The 22,312-nt window shown below is 68.9% G+C and carries 31 protein-coding genes and 1 tRNA gene; 2 read left to right on the top strand and 30 right to left on the bottom strand.

Annotated elements, in window-relative coordinates:
• Positions 1 to 113: 113 nt before the first annotated feature.
• Positions 114 to 200: transfer RNA gene (locus tag STVA_RS04410), tRNA-Leu, on the bottom strand.
• Positions 201 to 299: 99 nt separating this feature from the next.
• On the opposite strand from STVA_RS04410, the gene lipB reads away from it, so the two are divergent.
• Positions 300 to 974 carry a lipoyl(octanoyl) transferase LipB gene (gene lipB / locus STVA_RS04405; RefSeq protein WP_179955459.1) on the top strand — a complete coding sequence of 225 codons (675 nt, stop codon included), beginning with the start codon at positions 300 to 302 and terminating at the stop codon, positions 972 to 974.
• 182 nt (positions 975 to 1,156) lie between these two features.
• Here the strand turns inward: lipB and STVA_RS04400 are convergent, their stop codons facing one another.
• The 6 genes from STVA_RS04400 to STVA_RS04375 all read right to left on the bottom strand — a co-directional run bounded on the left by STVA_RS04400 (position 1,157) and on the right by STVA_RS04375 (position 7,179).
• On the bottom strand, positions 1,157 to 1,444 hold the full coding sequence (locus tag STVA_RS04400; protein WP_123689781.1) for an acylphosphatase: 288 nt from the start codon (positions 1,442 to 1,444) through the stop codon (positions 1,157 to 1,159).
• A 4-nt stretch (positions 1,445 to 1,448) separates the two neighbouring features.
• The gene (locus STVA_RS04395; protein WP_123689782.1) at positions 1,449 to 3,503 is read right to left on the bottom strand and encodes an acetyl-CoA carboxylase biotin carboxylase subunit; all 2,055 of its coding nucleotides are present in this window, start codon (positions 3,501 to 3,503) and stop codon (positions 1,449 to 1,451) included.
• 11 nt (positions 3,504 to 3,514) lie between these two features.
• Entirely contained in the window at positions 3,515 to 4,180 is a 666-nt protein-coding gene (locus STVA_RS04390; RefSeq protein WP_123689783.1) for a TerC family protein, read from the bottom strand.
• Positions 4,181 to 4,198: 18 nt separating this feature from the next.
• Complete coding sequence (locus STVA_RS04385; protein WP_420822825.1) at positions 4,199 to 5,701, bottom strand: acyl-CoA carboxylase subunit beta; 1,503 nt, start codon at positions 5,699 to 5,701, stop codon at positions 4,199 to 4,201.
• A 99-nt stretch (positions 5,702 to 5,800) separates the two neighbouring features.
• Positions 5,801 to 6,493, bottom strand: a complete 693-nt coding sequence (locus tag STVA_RS04380; RefSeq protein WP_123689785.1) for an ATP12 family chaperone protein — start codon at positions 6,491 to 6,493, stop codon at positions 5,801 to 5,803.
• A gap of 8 nt (positions 6,494 to 6,501) precedes the next feature.
• Positions 6,502 to 7,179: an HAD-IA family hydrolase gene (locus STVA_RS04375; protein WP_123689786.1), complete on the bottom strand. Its 678-nt coding sequence runs from the start codon at positions 7,177 to 7,179 to the stop codon at positions 6,502 to 6,504.
• 64 nt (positions 7,180 to 7,243) lie between these two features.
• Between STVA_RS04375 and STVA_RS04370 the strand changes: the two genes are divergently transcribed.
• The gene (locus STVA_RS04370) at positions 7,244 to 7,984 is read left to right on the top strand and encodes an SDR family NAD(P)-dependent oxidoreductase (protein ID WP_123689787.1); all 741 of its coding nucleotides are present in this window, start codon (positions 7,244 to 7,246) and stop codon (positions 7,982 to 7,984) included.
• Between the two features lie 7 nt (positions 7,985 to 7,991).
• Here the strand turns inward: STVA_RS04370 and STVA_RS04365 are convergent, their stop codons facing one another.
• The 23 genes from STVA_RS04365 to rplP all read right to left on the bottom strand — a co-directional run bounded on the left by STVA_RS04365 (position 7,992) and on the right by rplP (position 22,279).
• A complete protein-coding gene (locus STVA_RS04365; RefSeq protein WP_123689788.1) occupies positions 7,992 to 8,519 on the bottom strand; it encodes a hypothetical protein in 528 nt (175 codons plus the stop codon).
• A gap of 43 nt (positions 8,520 to 8,562) precedes the next feature.
• Complete coding sequence (locus STVA_RS04360) at positions 8,563 to 9,543, bottom strand: RluA family pseudouridine synthase (RefSeq protein WP_123689789.1); 981 nt, start codon at positions 9,541 to 9,543, stop codon at positions 8,563 to 8,565.
• 96 nt (positions 9,544 to 9,639) lie between these two features.
• The gene (locus tag STVA_RS04355; RefSeq protein WP_123689790.1) at positions 9,640 to 10,932 is read right to left on the bottom strand and encodes a replication-associated recombination protein A; all 1,293 of its coding nucleotides are present in this window, start codon (positions 10,930 to 10,932) and stop codon (positions 9,640 to 9,642) included.
• Between the two features lie 31 nt (positions 10,933 to 10,963).
• Complete coding sequence (locus tag STVA_RS04350) at positions 10,964 to 12,385, bottom strand: DegQ family serine endoprotease (RefSeq protein ID WP_123689913.1); 1,422 nt, start codon at positions 12,383 to 12,385, stop codon at positions 10,964 to 10,966.
• A 132-nt stretch (positions 12,386 to 12,517) separates the two neighbouring features.
• Positions 12,518 to 12,940 carry a 50S ribosomal protein L17 gene (rplQ, locus tag STVA_RS04345; protein ID WP_123689791.1) on the bottom strand — a complete coding sequence of 141 codons (423 nt, stop codon included), beginning with the start codon at positions 12,938 to 12,940 and terminating at the stop codon, positions 12,518 to 12,520.
• A 30-nt stretch (positions 12,941 to 12,970) separates the two neighbouring features.
• On the bottom strand, positions 12,971 to 13,987 hold the full coding sequence (locus tag STVA_RS04340; protein ID WP_420822824.1) for a DNA-directed RNA polymerase subunit alpha: 1,017 nt from the start codon (positions 13,985 to 13,987) through the stop codon (positions 12,971 to 12,973).
• A 176-nt stretch (positions 13,988 to 14,163) separates the two neighbouring features.
• On the bottom strand, positions 14,164 to 14,556 hold the full coding sequence (rpsK, locus tag STVA_RS04335; protein WP_123689793.1) for a 30S ribosomal protein S11: 393 nt from the start codon (positions 14,554 to 14,556) through the stop codon (positions 14,164 to 14,166).
• 32 nt (positions 14,557 to 14,588) lie between these two features.
• Complete coding sequence (gene rpsM / locus STVA_RS04330; RefSeq protein ID WP_123689794.1) at positions 14,589 to 14,957, bottom strand: 30S ribosomal protein S13; 369 nt, start codon at positions 14,955 to 14,957, stop codon at positions 14,589 to 14,591.
• An 85-nt stretch (positions 14,958 to 15,042) separates the two neighbouring features.
• On the bottom strand, positions 15,043 to 15,714 hold the full coding sequence (locus STVA_RS04325) for an adenylate kinase (protein ID WP_123689795.1): 672 nt from the start codon (positions 15,712 to 15,714) through the stop codon (positions 15,043 to 15,045).
• 19 nt (positions 15,715 to 15,733) lie between these two features.
• On the bottom strand, positions 15,734 to 17,074 hold the full coding sequence (gene secY / locus STVA_RS04320; RefSeq protein ID WP_123689796.1) for a preprotein translocase subunit SecY: 1,341 nt from the start codon (positions 17,072 to 17,074) through the stop codon (positions 15,734 to 15,736).
• Positions 17,075 to 17,106: 32 nt separating this feature from the next.
• The gene (gene rplO / locus STVA_RS04315; protein ID WP_123689797.1) at positions 17,107 to 17,586 is read right to left on the bottom strand and encodes a 50S ribosomal protein L15; all 480 of its coding nucleotides are present in this window, start codon (positions 17,584 to 17,586) and stop codon (positions 17,107 to 17,109) included.
• A gap of 19 nt (positions 17,587 to 17,605) precedes the next feature.
• On the bottom strand, positions 17,606 to 17,809 hold the full coding sequence (gene rpmD, locus STVA_RS04310) for a 50S ribosomal protein L30 (RefSeq protein WP_123689798.1): 204 nt from the start codon (positions 17,807 to 17,809) through the stop codon (positions 17,606 to 17,608).
• Positions 17,809 to 18,435, bottom strand: a complete 627-nt coding sequence (gene rpsE / locus STVA_RS04305) for a 30S ribosomal protein S5 (protein WP_123689799.1) — start codon at positions 18,433 to 18,435, stop codon at positions 17,809 to 17,811. Before rpsE ends, rpmD begins: the two co-directional genes overlap by 1 nt.
• A 20-nt stretch (positions 18,436 to 18,455) precedes the next feature.
• Positions 18,456 to 18,818 carry a 50S ribosomal protein L18 gene (rplR, locus tag STVA_RS04300; protein ID WP_123689800.1) on the bottom strand — a complete coding sequence of 121 codons (363 nt, stop codon included), beginning with the start codon at positions 18,816 to 18,818 and terminating at the stop codon, positions 18,456 to 18,458.
• Between the two features lie 9 nt (positions 18,819 to 18,827).
• Positions 18,828 to 19,361 carry a 50S ribosomal protein L6 gene (rplF, locus tag STVA_RS04295; RefSeq protein ID WP_123689801.1) on the bottom strand — a complete coding sequence of 178 codons (534 nt, stop codon included), beginning with the start codon at positions 19,359 to 19,361 and terminating at the stop codon, positions 18,828 to 18,830.
• A 9-nt stretch (positions 19,362 to 19,370) separates the two neighbouring features.
• Positions 19,371 to 19,769 carry a 30S ribosomal protein S8 gene (rpsH, locus tag STVA_RS04290; RefSeq protein WP_123689802.1) on the bottom strand — a complete coding sequence of 133 codons (399 nt, stop codon included), beginning with the start codon at positions 19,767 to 19,769 and terminating at the stop codon, positions 19,371 to 19,373.
• 13 nt (positions 19,770 to 19,782) lie between these two features.
• Positions 19,783 to 20,088 (bottom strand): 30S ribosomal protein S14, encoded by a 306-nt coding sequence (gene rpsN / locus STVA_RS04285; RefSeq protein ID WP_123689803.1) that lies wholly within the window; start codon positions 20,086 to 20,088, stop codon positions 19,783 to 19,785.
• A gap of 21 nt (positions 20,089 to 20,109) precedes the next feature.
• Entirely contained in the window at positions 20,110 to 20,649 is a 540-nt protein-coding gene (gene rplE, locus STVA_RS04280; RefSeq protein ID WP_123689804.1) for a 50S ribosomal protein L5, read from the bottom strand.
• An 11-nt stretch (positions 20,650 to 20,660) separates the two neighbouring features.
• Positions 20,661 to 20,984, bottom strand: coding sequence for a 50S ribosomal protein L24 (rplX, locus tag STVA_RS04275; protein ID WP_211345479.1), 324 nt, complete (start codon positions 20,982 to 20,984; stop codon positions 20,661 to 20,663).
• 11 nt (positions 20,985 to 20,995) lie between these two features.
• Positions 20,996 to 21,364 carry a 50S ribosomal protein L14 gene (rplN, locus tag STVA_RS04270; protein WP_123689805.1) on the bottom strand — a complete coding sequence of 123 codons (369 nt, stop codon included), beginning with the start codon at positions 21,362 to 21,364 and terminating at the stop codon, positions 20,996 to 20,998.
• Positions 21,365 to 21,373: 9 nt separating this feature from the next.
• Positions 21,374 to 21,634 (bottom strand): 30S ribosomal protein S17, encoded by a 261-nt coding sequence (rpsQ, locus tag STVA_RS04265; protein ID WP_123689806.1) that lies wholly within the window; start codon positions 21,632 to 21,634, stop codon positions 21,374 to 21,376.
• Between the two features lie 16 nt (positions 21,635 to 21,650).
• The gene (gene rpmC, locus STVA_RS04260; RefSeq protein WP_123689807.1) at positions 21,651 to 21,857 is read right to left on the bottom strand and encodes a 50S ribosomal protein L29; all 207 of its coding nucleotides are present in this window, start codon (positions 21,855 to 21,857) and stop codon (positions 21,651 to 21,653) included.
• Positions 21,857 to 22,279, bottom strand: coding sequence for a 50S ribosomal protein L16 (gene rplP, locus STVA_RS04255; RefSeq protein ID WP_123689808.1), 423 nt, complete (start codon positions 22,277 to 22,279; stop codon positions 21,857 to 21,859). Before rplP ends, rpmC begins: the two co-directional genes overlap by 1 nt.
• Positions 22,280 to 22,312 lie beyond the last annotated feature (33 nt).

Here is a 22,312-nt window from a genome sequence, read left to right as displayed (position 1 = left end):
CCGGCCGGTGCGGGATCGCCTGCCGCCCGGCCGCGCAACCCCGGCCCGGGATGGCCTGGCCGGGGATAGCCTACAAGCTAAGAAGCCCGCTGGTAAGGCGGGCTTCTGAAGGATGGTGCGGTCGAGAAGACTCGAACTTCCACGGAGTTTCCCCCACAGCGACCTCAACGCTGCGCGTCTACCAATTCCGCCACGACCGCAAGATGCCCTGCCGGTAGAGTTGCCGGCGACAGCCGCGGGGTGTTAGCAAATCCCTCGTGGCATGGCAAGCAAGTGACAGGGCCGCGGACGAAGTTCCGCTGCCGCCCGCATCCGTCGGCACGCGGCCGACGGCCCTCGAATGGCGCGTCGAGGACGCGCTCGTCGACTACCCCGCCGCCGTCCAGGCCATGGATGCCCGCGCCGCGGCCATCCGTGCCGGCACCGCGCCCGAGCTGGTCTGGCTGCTGGAACACAGCCCGCTCTACACCGCCGGCACCAGCGCCGACGATGCCGAGCTCTTGGATGCGGGCGGCCTGCCGGTGCATCGCAGCGGCCGCGGCGGGCGCCTCACCTATCACGGCCCCGGCCAGCGCATCGGCTATGCCCTGCTCGACCTGAAGCAGCGCAACCCGGACGTGCGATGGTATGTCGCGCAGCTCGAAGCCTGGCTGATCGAGACGCTGGCCCTCTTCAACGTCAAGGGCGAGCGACGCGAGGGCCGCATCGGCGTCTGGGTGGTGGGGCAAGACGGGCGCGAGCGCAAGATCGCCGCTCTGGGCGTGCGCGTCCGCCAGTGGGTGACGCTGCACGGCATCGCCATGAACGTCGACCCCGACCTGTCGCGCTTCGGCGGCATCATCCCCTGCGGCGTGCGCGAGTTCGGCGTCACCTCGCTGGTGCGCGAGGGCATCCTGGTGTCGATGCCGGAGGTCGACTCGGCCCTGCGCGCCAGCTTCATGAAGGTGTTCGGGGAGGAACCATCAGGGCTGTGAGCCCCGGGTCATTGCGTGCCTCGACTGCTCGGTCCGCTTCGCGTCCCTGCGCGCTCGGCATGAGGGCCTCTCGTTTGACCCGCCACTACGACGCTCGGGCAACCCCCGCAGCCCCTCATGCCGAGCGCGCAGCGCAGCGAGCAGTCGAGGCACGCTGCGGCAGTGGTGTGGCCGCCGCTCTCTCAGACCGTCGGCCGCTGCGCGAAGCCCTGGCTGCCGTCATCCTCGGCCGGGGTGCGGTCGATGCCGGTCACGCGGGCCTTGGGCGGCCCCGTCAGGCAGTGCTGCGCCATCTGGTCGACCATTCCCGGCGGGCCGATCAGCATGGCCTCCACCGAGCCGTCCTCGCGATTGCGGACCCAGCCACGCAGGCCGAGCCGGGTCGCCGTCTCCACCGTCCAGGCGCGATACCACACCGCCTGCACGCGGCCGGAGATGACGAGGCGCGCGGCTGCGATCGCGTCGGCCATGGCCCTATTCGAACTCCAGGATCTTCTGGTCGACGGACAGGCTGCTGCCGGCGGCCGCGTGGATCTTTCCGATGCGCCCGTCGCGGGTGGCGCGCAGGATGTTCTCCATCTTCATCGCCTCGACCACTGCCAGGGTCTCGCCCGCCTTGACGTCCTGGCCTTCGGCGACCGGCACCTGGGTCAGCAGGCCCGGCATCGGCGACAGCAGGAAGCGCGACAGGTCGGGCGCGGCCTTCACCGGCATCAGGCGCGCCAGCTCGGCCACCCGGGGCGACAGCACGCGATAGTCCAGCACCGCCCCGCCATGGGACAGGCGCCAGCCCGTGCGCTGGCGGGCCACCTGGACCGTCATCTCCCGCCCGCCGACCAGGCCGCGGAACAGGGGCTGGCCCGGGTGCCACTCGCCCTCTATGCGCACGCCCAGCCCGCCGATCGTCCGGTCGTCGCCCGACGGGGCATCCGCCTTGCCGCCGATGGTGCGGTCGTCGCCGGACGGCAGGCCGATGGTGATGGTGGCGCCGGCTTCGTCGTCGACGACCGACAGGCGGCGCTCGTCGTCGCCCGCGATGGCGATCCAGTCGGCGTGCGGGCGGTGGTGGCGGCCCGGCATCCGGCCGCTGGCGGCACCGTCGCGCATGGCCGTGCGGTGGTGCACGAAGGCCGCCACCAGGGCTAGGTCGCGGCACGTGCCGGCCGACAGGTCGGCGCCGTGGAAGCCGCCCGGAAACTCCTCGGCGATGTAGTTGGTGGTCAGTCGCCCGGTGGCGAAGCGCGGCCGCGCCAGCACCGCCGACAGGAAGCCGACATTGTGGGTGACGCCGCCGATCTCGTAGGCGTCGAGTGCTGCCGCCAGCCGCAGCCGCGCCGTCTCGCGGTCCGGCCCGAACGCCACCAGCTTGGCGATCATCGGGTCGTAGTGCATCGAGATCTCGGCGCCCTCATAGATGCCGGTATCGACGCGGATGCCCTCGCCCGACGGCGGCCGATAGCGGCCGACCCGGCCGATCGAGGGCAGGAAGTTGCGATAGGGATCCTCGGCATAGACACGCGCCTCGATCGCCCAGCCCTGCAGCCGGACATCGTCCTGGCCGATGCGCAGCGGCAGGCCGGCGGCGACGCGGATCATCTCCTCCACCAGGTCCAGCCCGGTCACCATCTCGGTCACCGGATGCTCCACCTGCAGGCGGGTGTTCATCTCCAGGAAGTAGAAGTTGCGGTCGCGGTCGACGATGAACTCCACCGTGCCGGCCGAGCGGTAGCCGACCGCCTTGGCCAGTGCCACGGCCTGGGCGCCCATGGCCTGGCGCGTGGCCTCGTCCAGGAAGGGGCTCGGCGCCTCCTCGATCACCTTCTGGTGGCGGCGCTGGATCGAGCATTCCCGCTCGCCCAGGTGGATGGTGTTGCCCTGGGCGTCGGCCAGCACCTGGATCTCGATGTGGCGCGGCTCCTCGACATACTTCTCGATGAAGACGCGGTCGTCGGCAAAGCTCGATCGCGCCTCGCTGCGGGCGGAGCGGAAGCCCTCCTCGGCCTCCGCGTCGGAGCGGGCGATGCGCATGCCCTTGCCGCCGCCGCCGGCCGAGGCCTTGATCATCACCGGATAGCCGATGCCCTGCGCGATACGCACGGCCTCGGCCTCGTCGGCGATGACGTCGAGATGGCCCGGCACGGTCGAGACGCCGGCCGCGTGGGCCAGCTTCTTTGATTCGATCTTGTCGCCCATGGCCGCGATCGCGGCCGGCCCCGGCCCGATGAAGGCGATCCCGGCCGCTTCCAGCCGGGACGCGAAGTCCGCCTTCTCGGACAGGAAGCCGTAGCCGGGATGCACAGCCTCGGCCCCCGTGGCCAGCGCCGCTGCGATGATGCGGTCGGCCAGCAGGTAGCTGTCGGCGGCAGCCGCCCCGCCGATCGCGACGGCCTCGTCCGCCATGCGCACATGGAGGGCGAGGGCGTCGGCGTCGGAATGGACGGCCACCGTGGCAATACCCAGTCGCCGACAGGTGCGGATGACCCGGCAGGCGATCTCGCCCCGGTTGGCGATCAGGATCTTCTTGAACATGCGTGTCCGCGTCAGACCGGGTTTACGGCGAGAAGCACCTGCTGCGAGCCGTCCCAGATCATCTTCAACGCGACGTAGAGGACCATCGCCAGGCCGACATAGGCGATCCAGCGATACTTCTGCAGCAGCGAGGCGATGGCCGCCGCCGCCAGGCCCATGAAGGCGACCGACATGACGAGGCCGGTGACCAGCACCCAGGGATGGTCGCGGGCGGCGCCGGCCACGGCCAGCACGTTGTCGAGCGACATGGAGATGTCGGCCGCCACGATCTGCATCGCCGCCTGGGCGAAGGTCTTGCGCGGCTTGCCGGCCGTGGTTGTCGCGGCGTCGCCGCCGGTCGCCTCGTCCAGTAGTTCCTCGGCGTGCGCCTCCTCGGCCTCGTGCCCGGACCGCAGCTCGCGCCACATCTTCCAGCACACCCACAGCAGCAGGACGCCACCGGCCAGCATCAGGCCGATCACCTGCAGCAACTGGCTCGTGATGGCGGCGAAACCGATGCGCATGACCGTCGCGGCGGCGATGCCGATCAGGATGACCTTGCCGCGCTGCTCCTTGGGCAGGCCGGCCGCGGCCAGACCGACGGCGATGGCGTTGTCGCCGGCCAGCACCAGGTCGATGAGCAGCACCTGGCCAAGCGCCACCATGGCCTCGGCGGAAAAGATTTGTCCCCAGTCCATCTCGCGGCTAGCCCTCGTTCAAAGTGGCAGGTTGTCGTGCTTCTTCCAGGGGTTCTCCAGCCGCTTCTCGCGCAGCATGGCGAGCGCGCGGGCGATGCGCCGGCGGGTGCCGTGCGGCTGGATCACGTCGTCGATGAAGCCGCGGCTGGCGGCAACGAACGGGTTGGCGAACTTCGCCCGGTATTCCTCGGTCCGCTGGTCGATCTTGCCCTGGTCGCCCAGGTCGCCGCGGAAGATGATCTCGACTGCACCCTTGGGCCCCATGACCGCGATCTCGGCCGTGGGCCAGGCATAGTTGACGTCGCCGCGCAGGTGCTTGGAGCTCATCACGTCATAGGCGCCGCCATAGGCCTTGCGGGTGATGACGGTGACCTTGGGCACCGTCGCCTCGGCATAGGCGAAGAGCAGCTTGGCCCCGTGCTTGATGATGCCGCCGAACTCCTGGGCCGTGCCCGGCAGGAAGCCCGGCACGTCGACCAGGGTGACGATCGGGATGGAGAAGGCATCGCAGAAGCGCACGAAGCGCGCGGCCTTGCGGCTGGAATCGATGTCGAGGCAGCCGGCCAGCACCATCGGCTGGTTGGCGACGATGCCCACGGTCGAGCCGCCGATGCGGCCCAGCCCGACGATGATGTTGGCGGCGAAATCCGGCTGGATCGGGAAGAAGTCGCCCTCGTCGACCAGCTTCTCGATCAGCTCGCGCATGTCGTAGGGCTTGTTGGGATTGGCCGGGATCAGCGTGTCGAGCGAGGGCTCGTCGCGATCCACCGGGTCGGCCGTCGCCCGGACAGGGGGCTTCTCGCGGTTGGACGCCGGCAAGAAGTCGATGAAGCGGCGCAGCTCCAGCAGCGCCTCGACATCGTTCTCGAAGGCGCGGTCGGCCACGCCCGAGCGCGTGGTGTGGGTGACGGCACCGCCCAGTTCCTCCTGGGTCACCGTCTCGTGCGTCACCGTCTTCACCACGTCGGGGCCGGTGACGAACATGTAGGAGCTGTCCTTCACCATGAAGATGAAGTCGGTCATGGCCGGCGAATAGACGGCACCCCCCGCGCACGGCCCCATGATCATCGAGATTTGCGGCACCACGCCCGACGCCAGCACGTTGCGCTGGAACACCTCGGCATAGCCCGCCAGCGAGGCCACGCCCTCCTGGATGCGCGCACCGCCGGAATCGTTGAGGCCGATGACCGGCGCGCCGACGCGCATGGCCTGGTCCATCACCTTGCAGATCTTCTCGGCATGGGCCTCGCTGAGCGCCCCGCCGAAGACCGTGAAATCCTGGCTGAAGACGAATACGAGGCGGCCGTTCACCGTGCCATGGCCGGTGACCACGCCATCGCCCGGCACCTTCTGCTGGGCCATGCCGAAATCGACCGAGCGATGCTCGACGAACATGTCCCACTCCTCGAAGGAGCCGGGGTCGAGCAGCACGTCCAGCCGCTCGCGGGCCGTCAGCTTGCCCTTGCCGTGCTGGGCCGCGATCCGGCGCTCGCCACCGCCGCCACGCGCCTGCCGACGCATTTCCTCGAGCTGTTCGACGATGTCCCGCAAGCCTGCCCCTCCCGACCGCCGCAGGTGCCATAGCATCTGCCGGCCACCATGCCAAACCCTAGCGTCCGCCTAACCCAGCAGGGCGATGAACCGTTCGACCTCGGCCATCTCCGCCAGCAGCGCCCGGCGGCGCTCGGCCGCCTCCGCATCCTCGCCCCAGGCCTCGATCTGGAAGGTCTCGTCGAGCTGCGAGGCCGCCCACGCGGTCTCCGCGTCCAGCCGGCCCAGCACGACCGCCAGCGCGATCACGAGCGACCCGGCCGCAGGCGTCAGGACCGAGAGCGCCGCCAGCCGCCACGGGTCGATCCGGCCGACCGCCGCGCGCAGGGCCGCCAGCGCGGCCGGCGGCTGGTCGACCGGCATCACGCCGTGGGCGACATGAAGGGCGGCGTCGTGTTCGAGTGCCGCCCAGTCCAGCAGGGGTTGCCACACGGCGTGCTGGCGCTGCACCAGCGCGGCCGGCTCCTGGGCGCGATAGCAGAGGAGGTCGCTGGCGCCGAAGCGCGCGATCGCATCGGCCATCGCCGCCGGGTCCGGCAGCACACGGTCGATCGCGGTCGCCGCCAGTTGCGTCATCGGCATGGTGGCGGGCCGCACCTTATCCGTCTGGGCATCCCATTCCCCGGCGATCGCGGCGGCCAGCGCCGCGTGCGGCAGCAGCAGGGCCTGTCGGCCGGGCGTGCGGAGCGGGCGGCCATCCAGCCGCACCTGGTGACCGTCCGCCTCGGCGGTCACCGCAACCAGCTTGTAGACGCGCCGCATCCTGCTCCCTAGGCCAGCATTTCCCCGACGAGACGCGGCAGATCGGCCGGCGTGGCGGCGATGCGGTCCGCACCTGCCCGCTTCAACGCCACTGGCGAATGATTGCCCCACGCCACCCCCACGGAACGCACGCCGGCATTCCGCGCCATCTCGATGTCGAAGGTGGTGTCGCCGATGACGATCGTCGACCCCGCATCGGCGCCGGTGCGGCAAATCGCATCAAGCACCATGTCGGGCGCCGGCTTGCCGGGCCCGTCGTCGGCGCTGTGCAGGGTGATGAAGCGGTCGCGCAGCCCCTGGCGATCGAGCGTCGCCACCAAGTCGCGCCGGCCCTTGCCCGTGACGATGCCAAGCAGCGCGCCGGTGGCAGCGATGGCGTCCACCGCCTCGCGGATGCCGGGGAACAGGGGCTCCTCGGGTGCCGGCCCGCGGCACATGGCATCGAAGGTGCCGCGGCATTGCAGCATCGCGGCAGCGGCTTCGCCAGCCGGCGTCGCCGGGGGCAGCAGGCGTTCCACCGCCTCGTTCAGCGACAGGCCGAGGACGTCGCGCACGGCGGCGGCCGACGGCGCCGGCAGGCCCGCATGGACGAAGGCCGCCGCCATCGCCTCGACGATCGCATGCTGACCGTCGACGAGCGTGCCGTCGCAATCGAACAGGACCAGGCGGAGCGAAAGGGCTGCCATGCGCGCGACTGTAGCACCGGACGGCTATGGCGGGCGCCCCGCTACGCGCCTATTTATTGCCGCCATGACGACCGAACATCCGACCCTGATCCTGACTGGTGCCAGCCGCGGCATCGGGCATGCCACCGTCGCCTATTTCATGGCGCGCGGCTGGCGCATCATCACCTGCTCGCGCGAGGATGCGCCGCCCGAATGCCGGCGCAACACGCGCTGGAGCCACCATATCGTGGCCGACCTGGCGGACCCCGCCGGCCAGGCATCCTTCATCGCCGAGACCAACGCCATCCTGGGCGACGAGCCGGTGCATGCCCTGGTCAACAATGCCGGCGTGTCGCCGAAGACCCCCTACAAGGAGCGGCTGGGTTGCCTGAACGGGCCGATCGACGGCTGGCGGGCGGTGTTCGAGCTGAACTTCTTCGCGCCGCTCGTGCTGGCCCGGGGTTTTGCCGCCGCCCTGCATCGCGGCCAGGGCGCCATCGTCAACGTGACCTCGATCGCCGGGCACTCGACCCACCCCTTCGCGGGATCGGCCTATTCGACCTCCAAAGCGGCCCTGTCAGGGCTGACGCGGGAAATGGCCGTGGAGTTCGCCGGCATCGGCGTGCGCGTGAACGCGGTCGCCCCGGGCGAGATCGAGACCGCCATGCTGTCGCCCGAGACCGAAGTGCTGATCCCGCGCATCCCGCTGGCGCGCCTCGGCCAGCCGGACGACGTGGCCGCCGCCATTTTCTACCTGTGCAGCCCGGAGGCGAACTACGTCACCGGCACCGAGATATTCATCACCGGCGGCCAGCACCTGCTCTGAGGGGCCGTCAGCCGAGCTGGCGCAGCCAGTCGATGCGGCGTTCCAGGTGCTGGATGTCGAGATCGCTCCAGCCCGCCAGGTGACCGGCATCGGCGACGGTGGCGCGGAGGTCCGTCATGCGATCCAGCTCGCGCTCGGCCGCATCGACCAGGCCGGCCACCACCAGGGCGCGATCGGCGGCGGCCAGATGGTCGAGGAAGCGCAGCTTCAGGCCCACCACCAGCCGGTTCAGGTCACCCTCGGTGGCGCGGACCGGCGCGCACATCAGGTCGCGCAGGACCTCGCGACCGGCAGCCGTGATGGTGAGGAATGGATTGGCCTCCGTCGGCGCGCCATCGGCCGACTGGACCAGCCCTTCCAGGCGCAGCAGTTCGATCGACGGGCCCAGCAGCTCGATCGAGGGCGAGGCGGTGCGGCTGATGAACTGCCGCACCTCGCCCGCGAGCGCGCCATAGGAGCGCGATCCATCGGCGAGAAAGCCCAGGGCCGCCAGGCGGACGGCCTGCGTCGGGACGAGCGAGCGATCCTTGTACATGGGCAAAATCTAGGACCGCTGCGACGCTTTGTCCATGGGGATGTTAAGAATCAATCTCGGCAAACGGGTCCTCGTCCGTCTCCCCGAAGCCGAAGAAAGACCACGCCTCGCGCATGTGCAGGGGCAAGGGCGCCGTCACCTCGACCGTGCCGCCGCCGATCGACGGCAGCCGGATGGAGCGGGCATGGAGGTGCAGCGGCGCATCCGGGTCGAGCTCGGCGATGAAGGCGGCCGAGCCGCCATACTTGCGGTCGCCCAGGATGGGGGTGCCCAGCACCGAGCCGCAATGCACGCGAAGCTGGTGGGTGCGGCCGGTGATCGGCATCATGGCGACCCAGCTCGCCTGCTTGCCGGCATTCTCGACCGTGGCGTACCAGGTGACGGCGCGCTGGCCGTCCTCCTCGTCCTCCACCACGCGCTCGCCCTTGGCGGTCGCGCGCTTGGCGATGGGCGAATCGATCTTGCCGCGGCGCGGCTTGGGCTGGCCGACGACCAGCGCCCAGTAGACCTTGCGCACGGTCTTGTCGCGGAAGGCATCGCCCAGGAAGCGGGCGGCCGCCGCCGTGCGCGCGATGACGAAGACGCCACTGGTGTCGCGGTCCAGCCGGTGCACCAGACGCGGGCGCTCGGCCGCATCGAAGCGCAAGGCCTCCAGCATGCCGTCCAGGTGGCGCGGCGTGCCCGTGCCGCCCTGCACGGCCAGCCCGGCCGGCTTGTTCAGGACGATCATGTGCTGGTCCTGGTGCAGAACGAGCGCGCGGATCATGCTGACGTCGCGCGCGGCCACCGGGCGCGGCGGCTGGGCCTCGGTCGGCGCCTCGCCCAGGGGCGGGACCCGGATCACCTGGCCGGTGCTGACGCGCTGCCCCGCCGTCGCCCGCTTGCCGTCGACCCGCACCTGGCCGGTGCGCAGCAGCTTCTCCAGCCGGCCGTGGATCAGCTCGGGGAAATGCCGCTTGAACCAGCGGTCGAGGCGGATCTCGGATTCGCCGGGATCGACGGTAAGGGTCTGGACGCCGGTCATGGAAATACCAATCGTACGAGGACAGACCCGGTCGGGGTCTGGAAACGGGTAGCAGCGGGCTTCATCGCCGGACCCTACTGCGCGGACGGGCCACGCTCAACGGCCCTGGCGGTCGGCACGCAGCTTGGCCCAGTAGTCGAGCCGCTTGCGGATCTCGCGTTCGAAGCCGCGTTCCACCGGCTCGTAGAGCTGGCGGCGCGCCATGCCGTCGGGAAAATAGTTCTGGCCCGAAAAGGCATCGGGCGCGTCATGGTCGTAGCGATAGCCGGCGCCATAGCCAAGGTCGCGCATCAGCCGGGTCGGCGCGTTCAGGATATGGGCGGGCGGTGCCAGCGAGCCCGTCTCGCGCGCGGCCGACTGGGCGGCCTTGTAGGCGCCATAGGCAGCGTTCGACTTGGGGGCGGTACCCAGATAGATGACGAGCTGGGCCAGCGCCAGCTCGCCCTCGGGCGAGCCCAACCGGTCATAGGCCTCCCACGCCGCGATCGCCTGCGGCAGGGCCGCCGGGTCGGCCAGGCCCACATCCTCGACCGCGAAGCGCGTCAGGCGACGGGCGATGTAGATCGGGTCCTCGCCGCCCGCCAGCATGCGCGCGAACCAGTAGAGGGCCGCGTCCGTGTCCGAACCGCGCAGCGACTTGTGCAGCGCGCTGATCAGGTTGTAGTGGCTCTCCTGCCCCTTGTCGTAGATGGGCGCGCGGCGCTGCACCGTCTCGACCAGGCGGCCGGCATCGAGCAACGGCTCGGCCGGCAGGCGGAACAGCTCCTCCGCCAGGTTCAGGAGATAGCGGCCATCGCCATCGGCCATCGCTCGCAGGCTCGCACGCGCACCCTCGTCCAGCGGCAGCGGCCGCCCCTCCAGCGCCTCGGCCCGCGCGATCAGCAGGTCCATCGCCGCATCGTCGAGCCGGCGCAGCACGAAGACCTGGCAACGCGACAGCAGGGCCGCGTTCAGCTCGAAGGACGGGTTCTCCGTCGTGGCGCCCACCAGGACGATGGTCCCGTCCTCGACATAGGGCAGGAAACCATCCTGCTGGGCGCGGTTGAAGCGATGGATCTCGTCCACGAACAGCAGCGTGCCGCGCCCCATGCCGCGGCGCTGGCGGGCAGCCTCGAACGCCTTGCGCAGGTCGGCCACGCCCGAGAAGACCGCCGACAGCGGCTCGAAATGCAGGTCGGTGCCGTCTGCCAGCAGGCGGGCGATCGTCGTCTTCCCGCAGCCGGGCGGCCCCCACAGGATCATCGAAGCGAGCCGCCCCTGCCCGACCATGCGGCCGACCGGCGCGTCGGCCGCCAGCAGGTGATCCTGGCCCACCACCTCGCCCAGCCGGCGCGGGCGCAGCCGGTCGGCCAGCGGCCGCGGCGCGTTCGCCTCGAACAGGCCCGTCATGGCCGGGGTCCCATCATGGGGGCGGGTATCGTCAGCCGCCGATGTTGGCGGTCAAGGTCTGCTCGCCGCGCCGGATGGTGATCCGCCAGGGCAGGCCGCCACGCGCCAGCATCCGCAGCAGCGGCTGCACGGCGGCAACCGGCTCGCCATTCACGTCGACGATCACGTCGCCCGCCTCGAAGCCGCGCCGCTGGGCGAGCGAGCCCGGCCGGGTGCGCACGATGACGACGCCGCGCGGCGGCCCGGCGAAACCGATCTCCTCCGCCAGCGCCGGCGACAGGTTGGCGATCTCGGCCCCAGCCAGCGGATGCCGGCCGTCGAGCAGCCGCTGCTCGCGCGGCGGGTTCTCCGGCGGCGGCAGTACCGCCACCGACACCGAATGCTCGCGGCCGTCCCGCAGATAGAGCAACGGCACGGTGCCGCCCGGCTGTGCGGTCGCGAAGCGGAAGCGAAGGGACTCCGGGTCGTCGACCTGGCGGCCGGCCACCTCCAGCACGATGTCGCCGACCCGCAGGCCGGCCCGACCGGCCGGGCCGCCAGCCGTCACCTCGTTCAGCAGCACCCCGCGCGGCCGTGGCAGCCCCATGGAATGCGCGATGTCGCTGGTCACGCCCTGCCCCGTCGCCCCCAGCCACGGCCGCACCACCCGGCCGCCCGCCGCCGCACCGTTCAGCACCGTGCGCACCATGTTGGCCGGAATAGCGAAGCCGATGCCGACCGACCCGCCCGAGCGGGAATAGATGGCCGTGTTGATGCCGGCCAGGCGCCCATCGAGCGTCACCAGGGCACCGCCGGAGTTGCCGGGATTGATCGCGGCATCGGTCTGGATGAAGAAGCCATAGTCGGTGATGCCGACGTTGGTGCGCGCCAGGCCCGACACGATGCCGCTGGTCACCGTCTGGCCCACGCCGAACGGATTGCCGATCGCCAGCACCAGGTCGCCCACCTCGAGCTCGTCCGAATCGCGCAATTCCAGGAAGGGCAGCGCCTCGCCGCCCGGGTCGATCTGCAGCACCGCCAGGTCCGTGCGCTCGTCGCTGCGCACCAGTCGCGCCTCGAACTCCCGCCGATCGGCCAGCACGACCCGGATCTCGTCGGCGCCGCGGACCACGTGGTGGTTGGTGAGGACGGTGCCGCCGGCTGCCACGATCACGCCCGAGCCGAGCGACTGCTGCACCCGCTCGCGCGGCTGGCCCGGCGGCCCCTGCTCGCCGAAGAAGCGGCGGAAGAACGGGTCGTCGAACAACGGGTTGTTCGCCTGCCGCTGCACCCGCCGGCTGAAGACGTTGACCACGGCCGGGGCCGCCCTGCGGACGACGGGGGCGAAGCTGAGCTGCACCTGCTCGCGGCCATGCGGCACCACGCGGGCATCACCCGGCGACTGAGCCGACAATGGCGCGCCCGCCGGCCCGAAGGCCAGCAACGCGCCCAGGAGGAAGATCGTACGACGCATGGCCATGGATGTAGGCAGGAGGCCCGCCGTTGAAAATGCGCGCGGCCGCCGCACTGGCTCGAATAGCCGCACAAAAGGAAAGGGCGGCCCCTGGAGGCCGCCCGATCCGAACTTCCGGCTATCGACAGGCGATCACGCCGGTGCCGAAGCCTCTTCGCTGCCGGCCTTCGGGCCGCTGTCCTGGCCCTTGGCGGCCGGGTCGCGGTCGACGAACTCGATCACGGCCATGGCGGCATTGTCGCCATAGCGGAAACCGGCCTTCAGCACCCGCAGGTAGCCGCCCTGGCGGGTCTTGTAGCGATCGGCCAGCGTGGTGATCAGCTTGGACGCCATGGCCTCGTCCTGCAGCGTCGCGATCAGCTGCCGGCGGGCATGCAGGTCGCCCCGCTTGCCGAGCGTGACGAGCTTCTCGACGAACGGCCGCAGTTCCTTGGCCTTCGGCAGCGTGGTGCGGATCTGCTCGTGCTTGACGAGAGACGCCGCCATGTTCTCCAGCATCGCCTTCAGATGGGTGCTGGTACGGCCGAGTTTGCGGCCTGCGAGACGATGGCGCATATGCCCTTCCTCCTAAACCTTTCCGGACGCTCAGTACGGCTCTTCGAGCCGCTTGGCGAGATCTTCGATGTTCTCCGGCGGCCAGCCCGTGACCTCCATGCCGAGATGGAGACCCATCTGCGCCAGGACTTCCTTGATCTCGTTGAGCGACTTGCGTCCGAAGTTCGGCGTGCGCAGCATTTCCTGCTCGGTCTTCTGCACGAGATCGCCGATGTACACGATATTGTCGTTCTTCAGGCAGTTGGCCGAACGGACCGACAGTTCCAGCTCGTCGACCTTGCGCAGGAGGTTCCGGTTGAACGGGAACTCCTGGGCCTTCACGTCCTCGGAAGCGGGCTTCGGCTCCTCGAAGTTGATGAAGATCTGCAACTGGTCCTGCAGGATGCGGGCGGCGAGCGCCACCGCGTCCTCGGGCGTGACGGCGCCGTTCGTCTCCACCCGCATCGACAGCCGGTCATAGTCGGTGACCTGGCCGACGCGCGTGTTGTCGACCTTGTAGGTGACCTTGCGGACCGGGCTGTACAGCGCGTCGACCGGGATGAGCCCGATGGGCGCGTCTTCCGGCCGGTTCTGCGCGGCGGCAACGTAGCCCTTGCCGTTCTCGACCACGAACTCCATCGAGATCTTGGCGTCGCGGTCCAGCGTGCAGATCACGAGATCGGGGTTCATCACCTCGATGTCGTGGCCCGCCTCGATCTGGCCTGCCCGCACTTCGCCCGCACCCGACGCCTTCAGCCGCATCCGCTTCGGGCCGTCGCCATGCATGCGCAGCGCCAGGCTCTTCACGTTGAGGACGATGTCGGTCACGTCCTCGCGGACGCCCGGGATCGACGAGAATTCATGCAGCACGCCCTCGATCTGGATCGAGGTCACGGCGGCACCTTGCAACGAGGACAGCAGCACCCGCCGCAGGGCATTGCCCAGCGTCAGGCCGAATCCGCGCTCCAGCGGCTCTGCCACCACAGTCGCCACGCGCTTCGGGTCTTCGCCCGGCTCCACGTTCGGCTTCTTCGGCTTGATCAGCTGCTGCCAGTTCTTCTGGATCACGAGCATGTTCCTCACGCTCTCTGGGCGCCGATCGCGGCACCCGTTCACTGGTGACAGCCGCGGGGATCACCGACCCCCGCGGCCGCAAACTCGTTCAAATGTCGGACGCTGTCGCGTCCATCGAGCGGGCCCGCGCCGCAGTCCCGCTCAGCCCCGCCAATCGGCGCGGCTCGGGGTCAGACGCGACGACGCTTGGGCGGACGGCAGCCATTGTGCGGAATGGCCGTGACGTCGCGGATCGAGGTCACGATGAAGCCGACGGTCTGGAGGGCGCGCAGCGCCGACTCGCGACCCGAACCCGGCCCCTTCACCTCGATCTCGATGGTGCGCATGCCGTGCTCCATCGCCTTGCGGCCAGCGGCCTCGGCCGCCATCTGCGCCGCATAGGGGGTCGACTTGCGCGAGCCCTTGAAACCCTGGCTGCCAGAGGAAGCCCAGGCAATCGTATTGCCCTGCGCGTCCGTGATGGTGACCATGGTGTTGTTGAACGACGCGCTGACGTGAGCCGTGCCCGCCGTGATGTTCTTGCGTTCACGGCGCCGAATGCGCCCCGCAGGTGCCTTGACCATCGATGCCCTTCCGTCTTCCTAACGCGTCCGCGTCACTTCTTCTTGCCGGCGATGGGCCGCGCCGGCCCCTTGCGCGTGCGTGCGTTGGTGTGAGTGCGCTGCCCGTGGACGGGCAGGCCACGACGGTGCCGAAGCCCGCGATAGCAGCCGAGATCCATGAGGCGCTTGATGTTCATCGCCACTTCGCGGCGAAGATCGCCCTCAACCCGATGCTCGCGGTCGATGAACTCGCGGATGCGAAGCACCTCGTCCTCGGTCAGCTGGTTGACGCGCTGCTCGACGGGAATGCCGATCTTCTGACAGATCTGCGAGGCCGTCGTGCGGCCGATCCCGTGGATGTAGGTAAGCGCGATTTCGACGCGCTTCTGATTGGGAATGTTCACGCCAGCAATGCGCGCCACGAGATGCTCCTAGCAAACATGCAAAAGGGTACGGACCGCAGGGTGCGCCGGAAAGTCGCGCATTATAGGGGCGGTTCGCGGAGAGTCAATGACGGTTTCCGCCCACCGTGACCAGGGACAGTTCCCGGTCGATGGCGGCCGAAACGACGTCCATCTCGGCCATCCCGTCCACCGAACGAAGCAGGCCACGATTGCGATAATAGGGCAGGATCGGCGCCGTCTGGCGGCGATAGGCCTCGAAGCGGGTGTGGACCGTCTCGGCCTTGTCGTCGGCGCGCCGGACGAACTCGGTCGATCCGCACTGGTCGCAGACGCCAGCCGTGCGCGGCTGGCGGAAGCGATCGTGATAGCCGGCGCCACACTTGGCGCAGGTGTACCGGCCGGAGATCCGCTCGATCAGCGCCGACTCGTCGACCGCCAGCTCGATCACGGCGTCCAGCTGCAGCGACCGATGGTCGAGCATCGCGTCCAGCGCCTCGGCCTGGGCCACGGTGCGCGGGAAACCGTCGAGGATGAAGCCGCGCGAACAGTCAGGCGCCCCGATGCGGTCCTCGATCATGCCGATGATGACCGCGTCCGGCACCAGGTCGCCGCGATCCATGATCGCCTTCGCCTCACGCCCGAGCGCCGTGCCGGCGGCCACGGCCGCGCGCAGCATGTCGCCGGTCGAGAGCTGCACGATGCCATGGCGCTCTTCCAGCCGCTTGGCCTGGGTGCCCTTGCCCGCGCCGGGGGGCCCCAGCAGGATGATGTTCATCGCCTTGCCTGCCCCGGACCTAGTTGCGCCCGCGCAGGCGCGACTTCTTGATCAGCCCCTCGTACTGGTGCGCCAGCAGGTGGGAATGGATCTGGGCGACCGTGTCCATGGTGACGCTGACCACGATCAGCAGGCTGGTGCCGCCGAAGTAGAAGGGCACCGAATACTGCGAGATCAGGAACTCCGGCAGAAGGCAGATGACCGCGAGGTAGAGCGCACCCACCACCGTCAGCCGGGTGAGGACATAGTCCAGGTAGTCGGCCGTCGTCTTGCCCGGCCGGATGCCCGGTACGAAGCCGCCATACTTGCGCAGGTTGTCCGCCGTCTCGGCCGGGTTGAAGACGATGGCCGTGTAGAAGAAGGCGAAGAAGATGATCAGGCCGGCATAGAGCAGCATGTAGGCGGGCTGCCCATGGCCGAGCCAGGCCGACATGGTCTGCAGCCATTCCGGCCCCTGCCCGGCGCTGAAGCTGGCGAAGGTCGCCGGCAGGAGCAGCAGCGAGCTGGCGAAGATCGGCGGAATGACGCCCGAGCTGTTCAGCTTCAGCGGCAGGTGCGAGCTTTCGCCGCCGAACATGCGGTTGCCAACCTGGCGCTTGGGATACTGCACCAGGATGCGGCGCTGGGCCCGCTCCATGAAGACGATCGCGAAAACGACCGCCACCGACATCGCCAGGAAGAAGACGATGAGGAAGGCCGAGAGAGCGCCCGTCCGGCCCAGTTCCAGCGTATTCACCAGCGCGAAGGGCAGGTTGGCGACGATGCCGGCGAAGATGATCAGCGAGATGCCGTTGCCGACGCCGCGGGCGGTGATCTGCTCGCCCAGCCACATCAGGAACATGGTGCCGCCGACCAGCGTGATGACGGTCGAGATGCGGAAGAACAGGCCCGGGTCGATGACCGCGGACCCGGTCGGGCCAGTCAATTGCTCCAGCCCGACCGCGATTCCGTAGGCCTGCACCGAAGCCAGCACCACCGTGCCGTAGCGCGTGTACTGGTTCAGCTTCTTGCGGCCGGCCTCGCCCTCCTTCTTCAAGGTCTCCAGGGTCGGCGACACGGCCGTCAGGAGCTGAATGATGATGGAGGCCGAGATGTACGGCATGATGTTGAGCGCGAAGATGGTCATCCGGCTCAACGCGCCGCCGGCGAACATGTCGAACATCGCCAGGATGCCGCCGGAGTTCTGCTGGAACACCTGCGTCAGGACCTGGGGATTGATCCCCGGGATGGGGATGTACGTGCCGAATCGGTAGACGACCAGCGCCGCCAGCGTGAACCAGATTCGCTTCTTCAGTTCCGTCGCCTTGGCAAAGGCGCCGAAGTTGATGTTCGCCGCAAGCTGCTCGGCCGCCGATGCCATCGCCTGGTTCTTCCTTGTCGCCGGACGCCCGATCAGGCGGCCGCCGCCTCCGCTGCCACGGGAACGATGACCTTGCCGCCGGACTTCTCCACCGCCGCGATGGCGGCCGCCGAAGCGCCCGACACGGAGATGGTGATGGCCGAGGTGATTTCACCCTGGGCCAGCAGGCGGACACCGTCCTCGACCTTGCCGATCAGGCCGGCCTGGCCCAGCACGGCCGCGTCGATGGTCTGGCCGGCGTCGATCTTGCCGGCATCGATCGCCCGCTGCAGGCGGCCGAGGTTGATCACCTCGTAGGCCTTGCGGAAGGGCTTCACGAAGCCGCGCTTGGGCAGACGGCGATGCAGGGGGGTCTGGCCGCCTTCGAACCCGGCGAGCGCCACGCCCGAACGCGCGGTCTGGCCCTTGCCGCCGCGGCCCGACGTCTTGCCCTTGCCGGAGCCGATGCCGCGGCCGATGGCCTTGGCCTTCTTGCGCGCGCCCGGATTGTCGCGGATCTCGTTGAGCTTCATTGCGCTTCCCCGATCACCCTCAAGCCGGCTCGACCCGGATGAGGTGCTTTACCTTGAAAATCATGCCGCGCACCGAAGGAGTATCCTCCAGCACCTTCGACCGGTTGAGCTTGTTCAGCCCGAGCCCGATCAGGGTGCCTTCCTGGTCCTTCTTGCGGCCGATCGCGCTGGCGATCTGAGTCACCTTGACCCGGCCCACCGCCGCTCCAGTCGATTCGGTCATCACGCCTGCTCCCGTGCCTCTTCGCGGCGGCCCAGGATCTCGCTGACCTTCTTGCCGCGGCGGTTGGCGACCGCGCGCGGCGAGCTGATGCCGGAGAGCGCCTCGAACGTCGCCTTAACCATGTTATGCGGATTGGACGTGCCGACGGACTTGGCCACCACATCGTGGACGCCCAAGGCCTCGAACACCGCGCGCATCGGGCCGCCGGCGATGATGCCGGTGCCCGCGACGGCGGCGCGCAGCACGACCTTGCCGGCACCGAAATGCCCGCGCGTGTCATGATGCAGCGTACGGCCCTCGCGCAGCGGCACGCGGATCATGCCGCGCTTGGCCTGCTCGGTCGCCTTGCGGATCGCCTCCGGCACCTCGCGGGCCTTGCCCGACCCGTGCCCAACGCGCCCCTTGCCATCGCCGACGACGACGAGGGCGGCAAAGCCGAAGCGACGGCCGCCCTTCACCACCTTGGCGACGCGATTGATGCTGACCAGCTTCTCGACGAGCTCACCTTCGTCGCCACCGCGGTCCCGATCCGAGCCACGATCGCGGCCACGGCCGCCTTCGCGCGCAGGCCGGTCGCTCGACGGCGAACGTCCCGTGGAAGTCCGTGACGTGGGAGTGCGTGCCATTTCGATTCCCGTCCTGCTCGTCAGAAAGAGAGGCCGCCTTCACGCGCGGCCTCGGCCAGCGCCTTGACGCGGCCGTGATAGGGATAGCCGCCGCGGTCGAAAACGACGTTCTCGACCCCGGCCGCCTTGGCGCGCTCCGCCAGCAGCAGCCCGACTTCGCGGGCCGCCGGGACGTCCGCGCCGGTCTTGATCTTGCCGCGCATGTCCTTCTCGATGCTGGAAGCGGCCGCGATCGTGCGCCCCTCCCCGTCATCGATGATCTGCGCGTAGATGTGCTTGCCGGACCGGAAGACGGACAGCCGCGGGCGGCCGGCCGACTTGATCCGGATCTGCGTCCGCGTCCGTTGCCGGCGGCGGGCGAACAATTCTTTGGTCGTCAGCATCTGCCGGTCCTACTTCTTCTTGCCTTCCTTGCGGAGGACGGTTTCGGTCGCATACTTGATCCCCTTGCCCTTGTAGGGCTCGGGCGGCCGATACGACCGGATCTTGGCTGCGATCTCTCCGACCCGCTGCTTGTCGGCACCGCTCACATTGATGGCCGTGGGCCGTTCGCAGACGATCTTCACGTCGTCCGGGATCGGGAACACGACATCGTGGCTGTAGCCGAGCTGCAGCGTCAGGACCTTGCCCTGCACCGCGGCACGATAGCCGACGCCGTTGATCTCGAGCGCCTTCGAATAGCCCTCGGAGACGCCGCGCACCAGGGCATTGAGCCGGTTGCGCGCCGTGCCCCACTGGGTCCGTGCGCGCTGGCTGGTGCCGATCGGCGTGACCGTCGCCTTGCCGCCCTCGACGGCGATGGTGACGTCGGGGTTCACGCTCATCGACAGCTGGCCGAGCTTGCCCTTGGCGGTAACCGTCTGTCCGGCCACCTGGAGGTCGACCCCCTGGGGGATGACCACCGGATTCTTACCAACTCGCGACATGGCCGGTCCTCAAAACACCTGGCAGAGGATCTCGCCGCCGACATTCGCGGTGCGCGCCTCGTTGTCCGAGAGCACCCCCCGCGGGGTCGACAGGATCGCCATGCCAAGACCGTTGTAGTAGCGCGGCAGGTCGCTGATCTTCGAGTAGACGCGACGACCAGGCCGGGACACGCGGGCGATCGCACGGATCGCCGGTTCCCCGTCGGTGTACTTCAACTCGATATCGAACGCCGAGATGCCCGGCCGGATCTCCCGGCGGGAATAGCCGCGAATGAAGCCTTCGCGGGCCAGGACCTCGAGAACGTTGGCCCGGACCTTCGAGGCAGGCGACGTAACCACCGACATCCGCGCACTCTGACCGTTGCGGATGCGGGTCAACATATCGCCGAGCGGATCGCTCATCGACATTCGGGTAACTCCCTTACCAGCTCGACTTCACGACGCCGGGGATCTGCCCCGACGAAGCGAGTTCGCGCAGCGCGATGCGCGACAGCTTGAACTTGCGATAGACGGAGCGCGGCCGTCCGGTGAGCGCACAGCGATTGCGGATGCGCGTCGCCGACGAGTTGCGCGGCATCTCGGCCAGCTGAAGGCGGGCCTGGAAACGCTCCTCGGGGGGCGTGTCCTGGTCCTTGGCGATCGCCTTCAACCGCGCCCGCTTGTCCGCAAACCGCTTCGTCAGCTTCTGCCGGCGCTTGTTCTTCTCGACGGCACTGGTCTTTGCCATGGAATGTCCCTCGCGCCCGGCTTAGTTGGAAAACGGCATGTCGAAAGCCTTCAGCAGCGCCTTGGCTTCGGCATCCGTGCGGGCTGTCGTCACGATCGTGATGTCCATGCCACGCGGAGAATCGACCTTGTCGTAGTTGATCTCGGGGAACACGAACTGCTCCTTGAGACCGAGCGAGTAGTTGCCCCGGCCGTCGAAGCTGCGCCCCGACAGGCCGCGGAAGTCCCGCACCCGGGGCAGCGCGATGTGCACCAGCCGGTCGAGGAACTCGTACATCCGCTCCGCCCGCAGCGTCACCTTGCAGCCGATCGGCATGCCTTCGCGGAGCTTGAAGGTCGCGATGGCCTTCTTGGCCCGGGTGACGATCGGCTTCTGGCCGGCGATCGCCATCAGGTCCTCGACGGCGCCCTGCACCTTCTTGGTATCCTGCGTGGCTTCGCCGACGCCCATGTTGATGACGATCTTCTCCAGCCGCGGCACCTGCATCGCGTTCTGGTAGCCGAACTCCTTGATCAGGGCCGGCTTGACCGTCGCTTCGTACTGTTCCTTGAGACGCGTCATCTCGGCACCCGTCAAACGTCGATGACTTCGCCCGAGCGCCTAGCGACCCGGACCTTGCGGCCATCTTCGAGATTCTTGAATCCGACCCGGGTCGGCTTGTTCGACTTCGGGTCGACATGGGAAACGTTGGAGACGTGGATCGCCGCCTCCTTCTCCACCACACCGCCCTGGTCGCGGGCGGTCTGGCGCTGGTGTCGCTTCACCACGTTGACGCCTTCGACGACGACGCGGAGTTCGGTCGGCACGGCGCGCAGCACCGTCCCCACCTTGCCCTTGTCGCGACCGGCGATGACCACCACGCGGTCGCCCTTCTTGACCTTCATCTTCACGGACATCGGGGCGGCCCTCACAACACTTCCGGCGCGAGCGAGACGATCTTCATGAACTTCTTGGCCCGCAGTTCGCGCGTGACGGGGCCGAAGATGCGCGTGCCGATCGGCTCGTTCTGCTTGTTGATCAGGACGGCCGCGTTGTTGTCGAAGCGGATGGCGCTGCCATCGTTGCGGCGGATCTCCTTCGCGGTGCGGACGATGACGGCGCGATGCACGTCACCCTTCTTCACGCGGCCGCGCGGGATCGCTTCCTTGACCGAAACGACGATGACATCGCCGACCGAAGCCACCTTGCGCTTCGACCCGCCGAGCACCTTGATGCACATGACGCGGCGAGCGCCGGAGTTGTCGGCGACGTCCAGGTTAGTCTGCATCTGGATCATGACGGTTCCTTACGCTCCAGCGGTCGTGGTGGCGCCGGTCTCGTCGGTCACGACTTCCCAGCGCTTGCGCGCGGAGAGCGGGCGGCACTCAACGATCCGCACCGTGTCGCCGACCTTGAAGCCGTTCCCCTCGTCGTGGGCCATGTACTTCTTCGAGCGGGTGATGAACTTCTTGTAGAGGGGGTGCATGACGCGGCGCTCGACCTTGACGACAATCGTCTTGTCGCCCTTGTCGCTCACCACGACCCCCTGCATGACTCGCCTGGGCATCTTCGTACTGCTCCCGCTAGGACGCCTTCTGCGCCCGCTCGTTCAGGATCGTCTTGATGCGGGCAACCTCGCGCCGCACCTGGCGCACGCGCGCCGTATTCTCGAGCTGGCCACTCGCCCGCTGGAAGCGCAGGTTGAACGCCTCCTTGTGCAGCGTCTCGAGCTGGGTCGCCAGTTCGTCGGCCGTCTTCGCGCGGACGTCGCCCGCCTTCACCGTCGCCATCACTCGACTCCTTCGCCGACCCGCGTGACCACCCGGGTGGAGATCGGCAGCTTGGCCGAAGCCAGCTCGAACGCCTCCTTGGCGATCGTCACCGGCACGCCGTCCAGCTCGAACATGATCCGGCCCGGCTTCACGCGGCACATCCAGAACTCCGGCGAGCCCTTGCCGCTACCCATGCGGACTTCGGCCGGCTTCTTCGACACCGGGACGTCGGGGAACACCCGGATCCACACGCGGCCCACGCGCTTGATATGGCGCGTGATGGCGCGGCGCGCCGCCTCGATCTGGCGGGCGGTGATACGTCCCGGTTCGATGGCCTTCAGGCCGACCGAACCGAAATTCAGCGCGAAGCCGCCCTTGGCAAGGCCATGGACGCGCCCCTTGTGCGCCTTGCGGTATTTGGTCCGCTTCGGTTGCAGCATCGCTCGTGTTCTTTCTCTACGATCAGCGGATCA

The sequence above is a fragment of the Stella humosa genome, assembly GCF_006738645.1.
In the GTDB taxonomy this organism is placed as follows: domain Bacteria; phylum Pseudomonadota; class Alphaproteobacteria; order ATCC43930; family Allostellaceae; genus Allostella; species Allostella humosa.
This window is presented reverse-complemented; position numbering and strand designations above follow the sequence as displayed.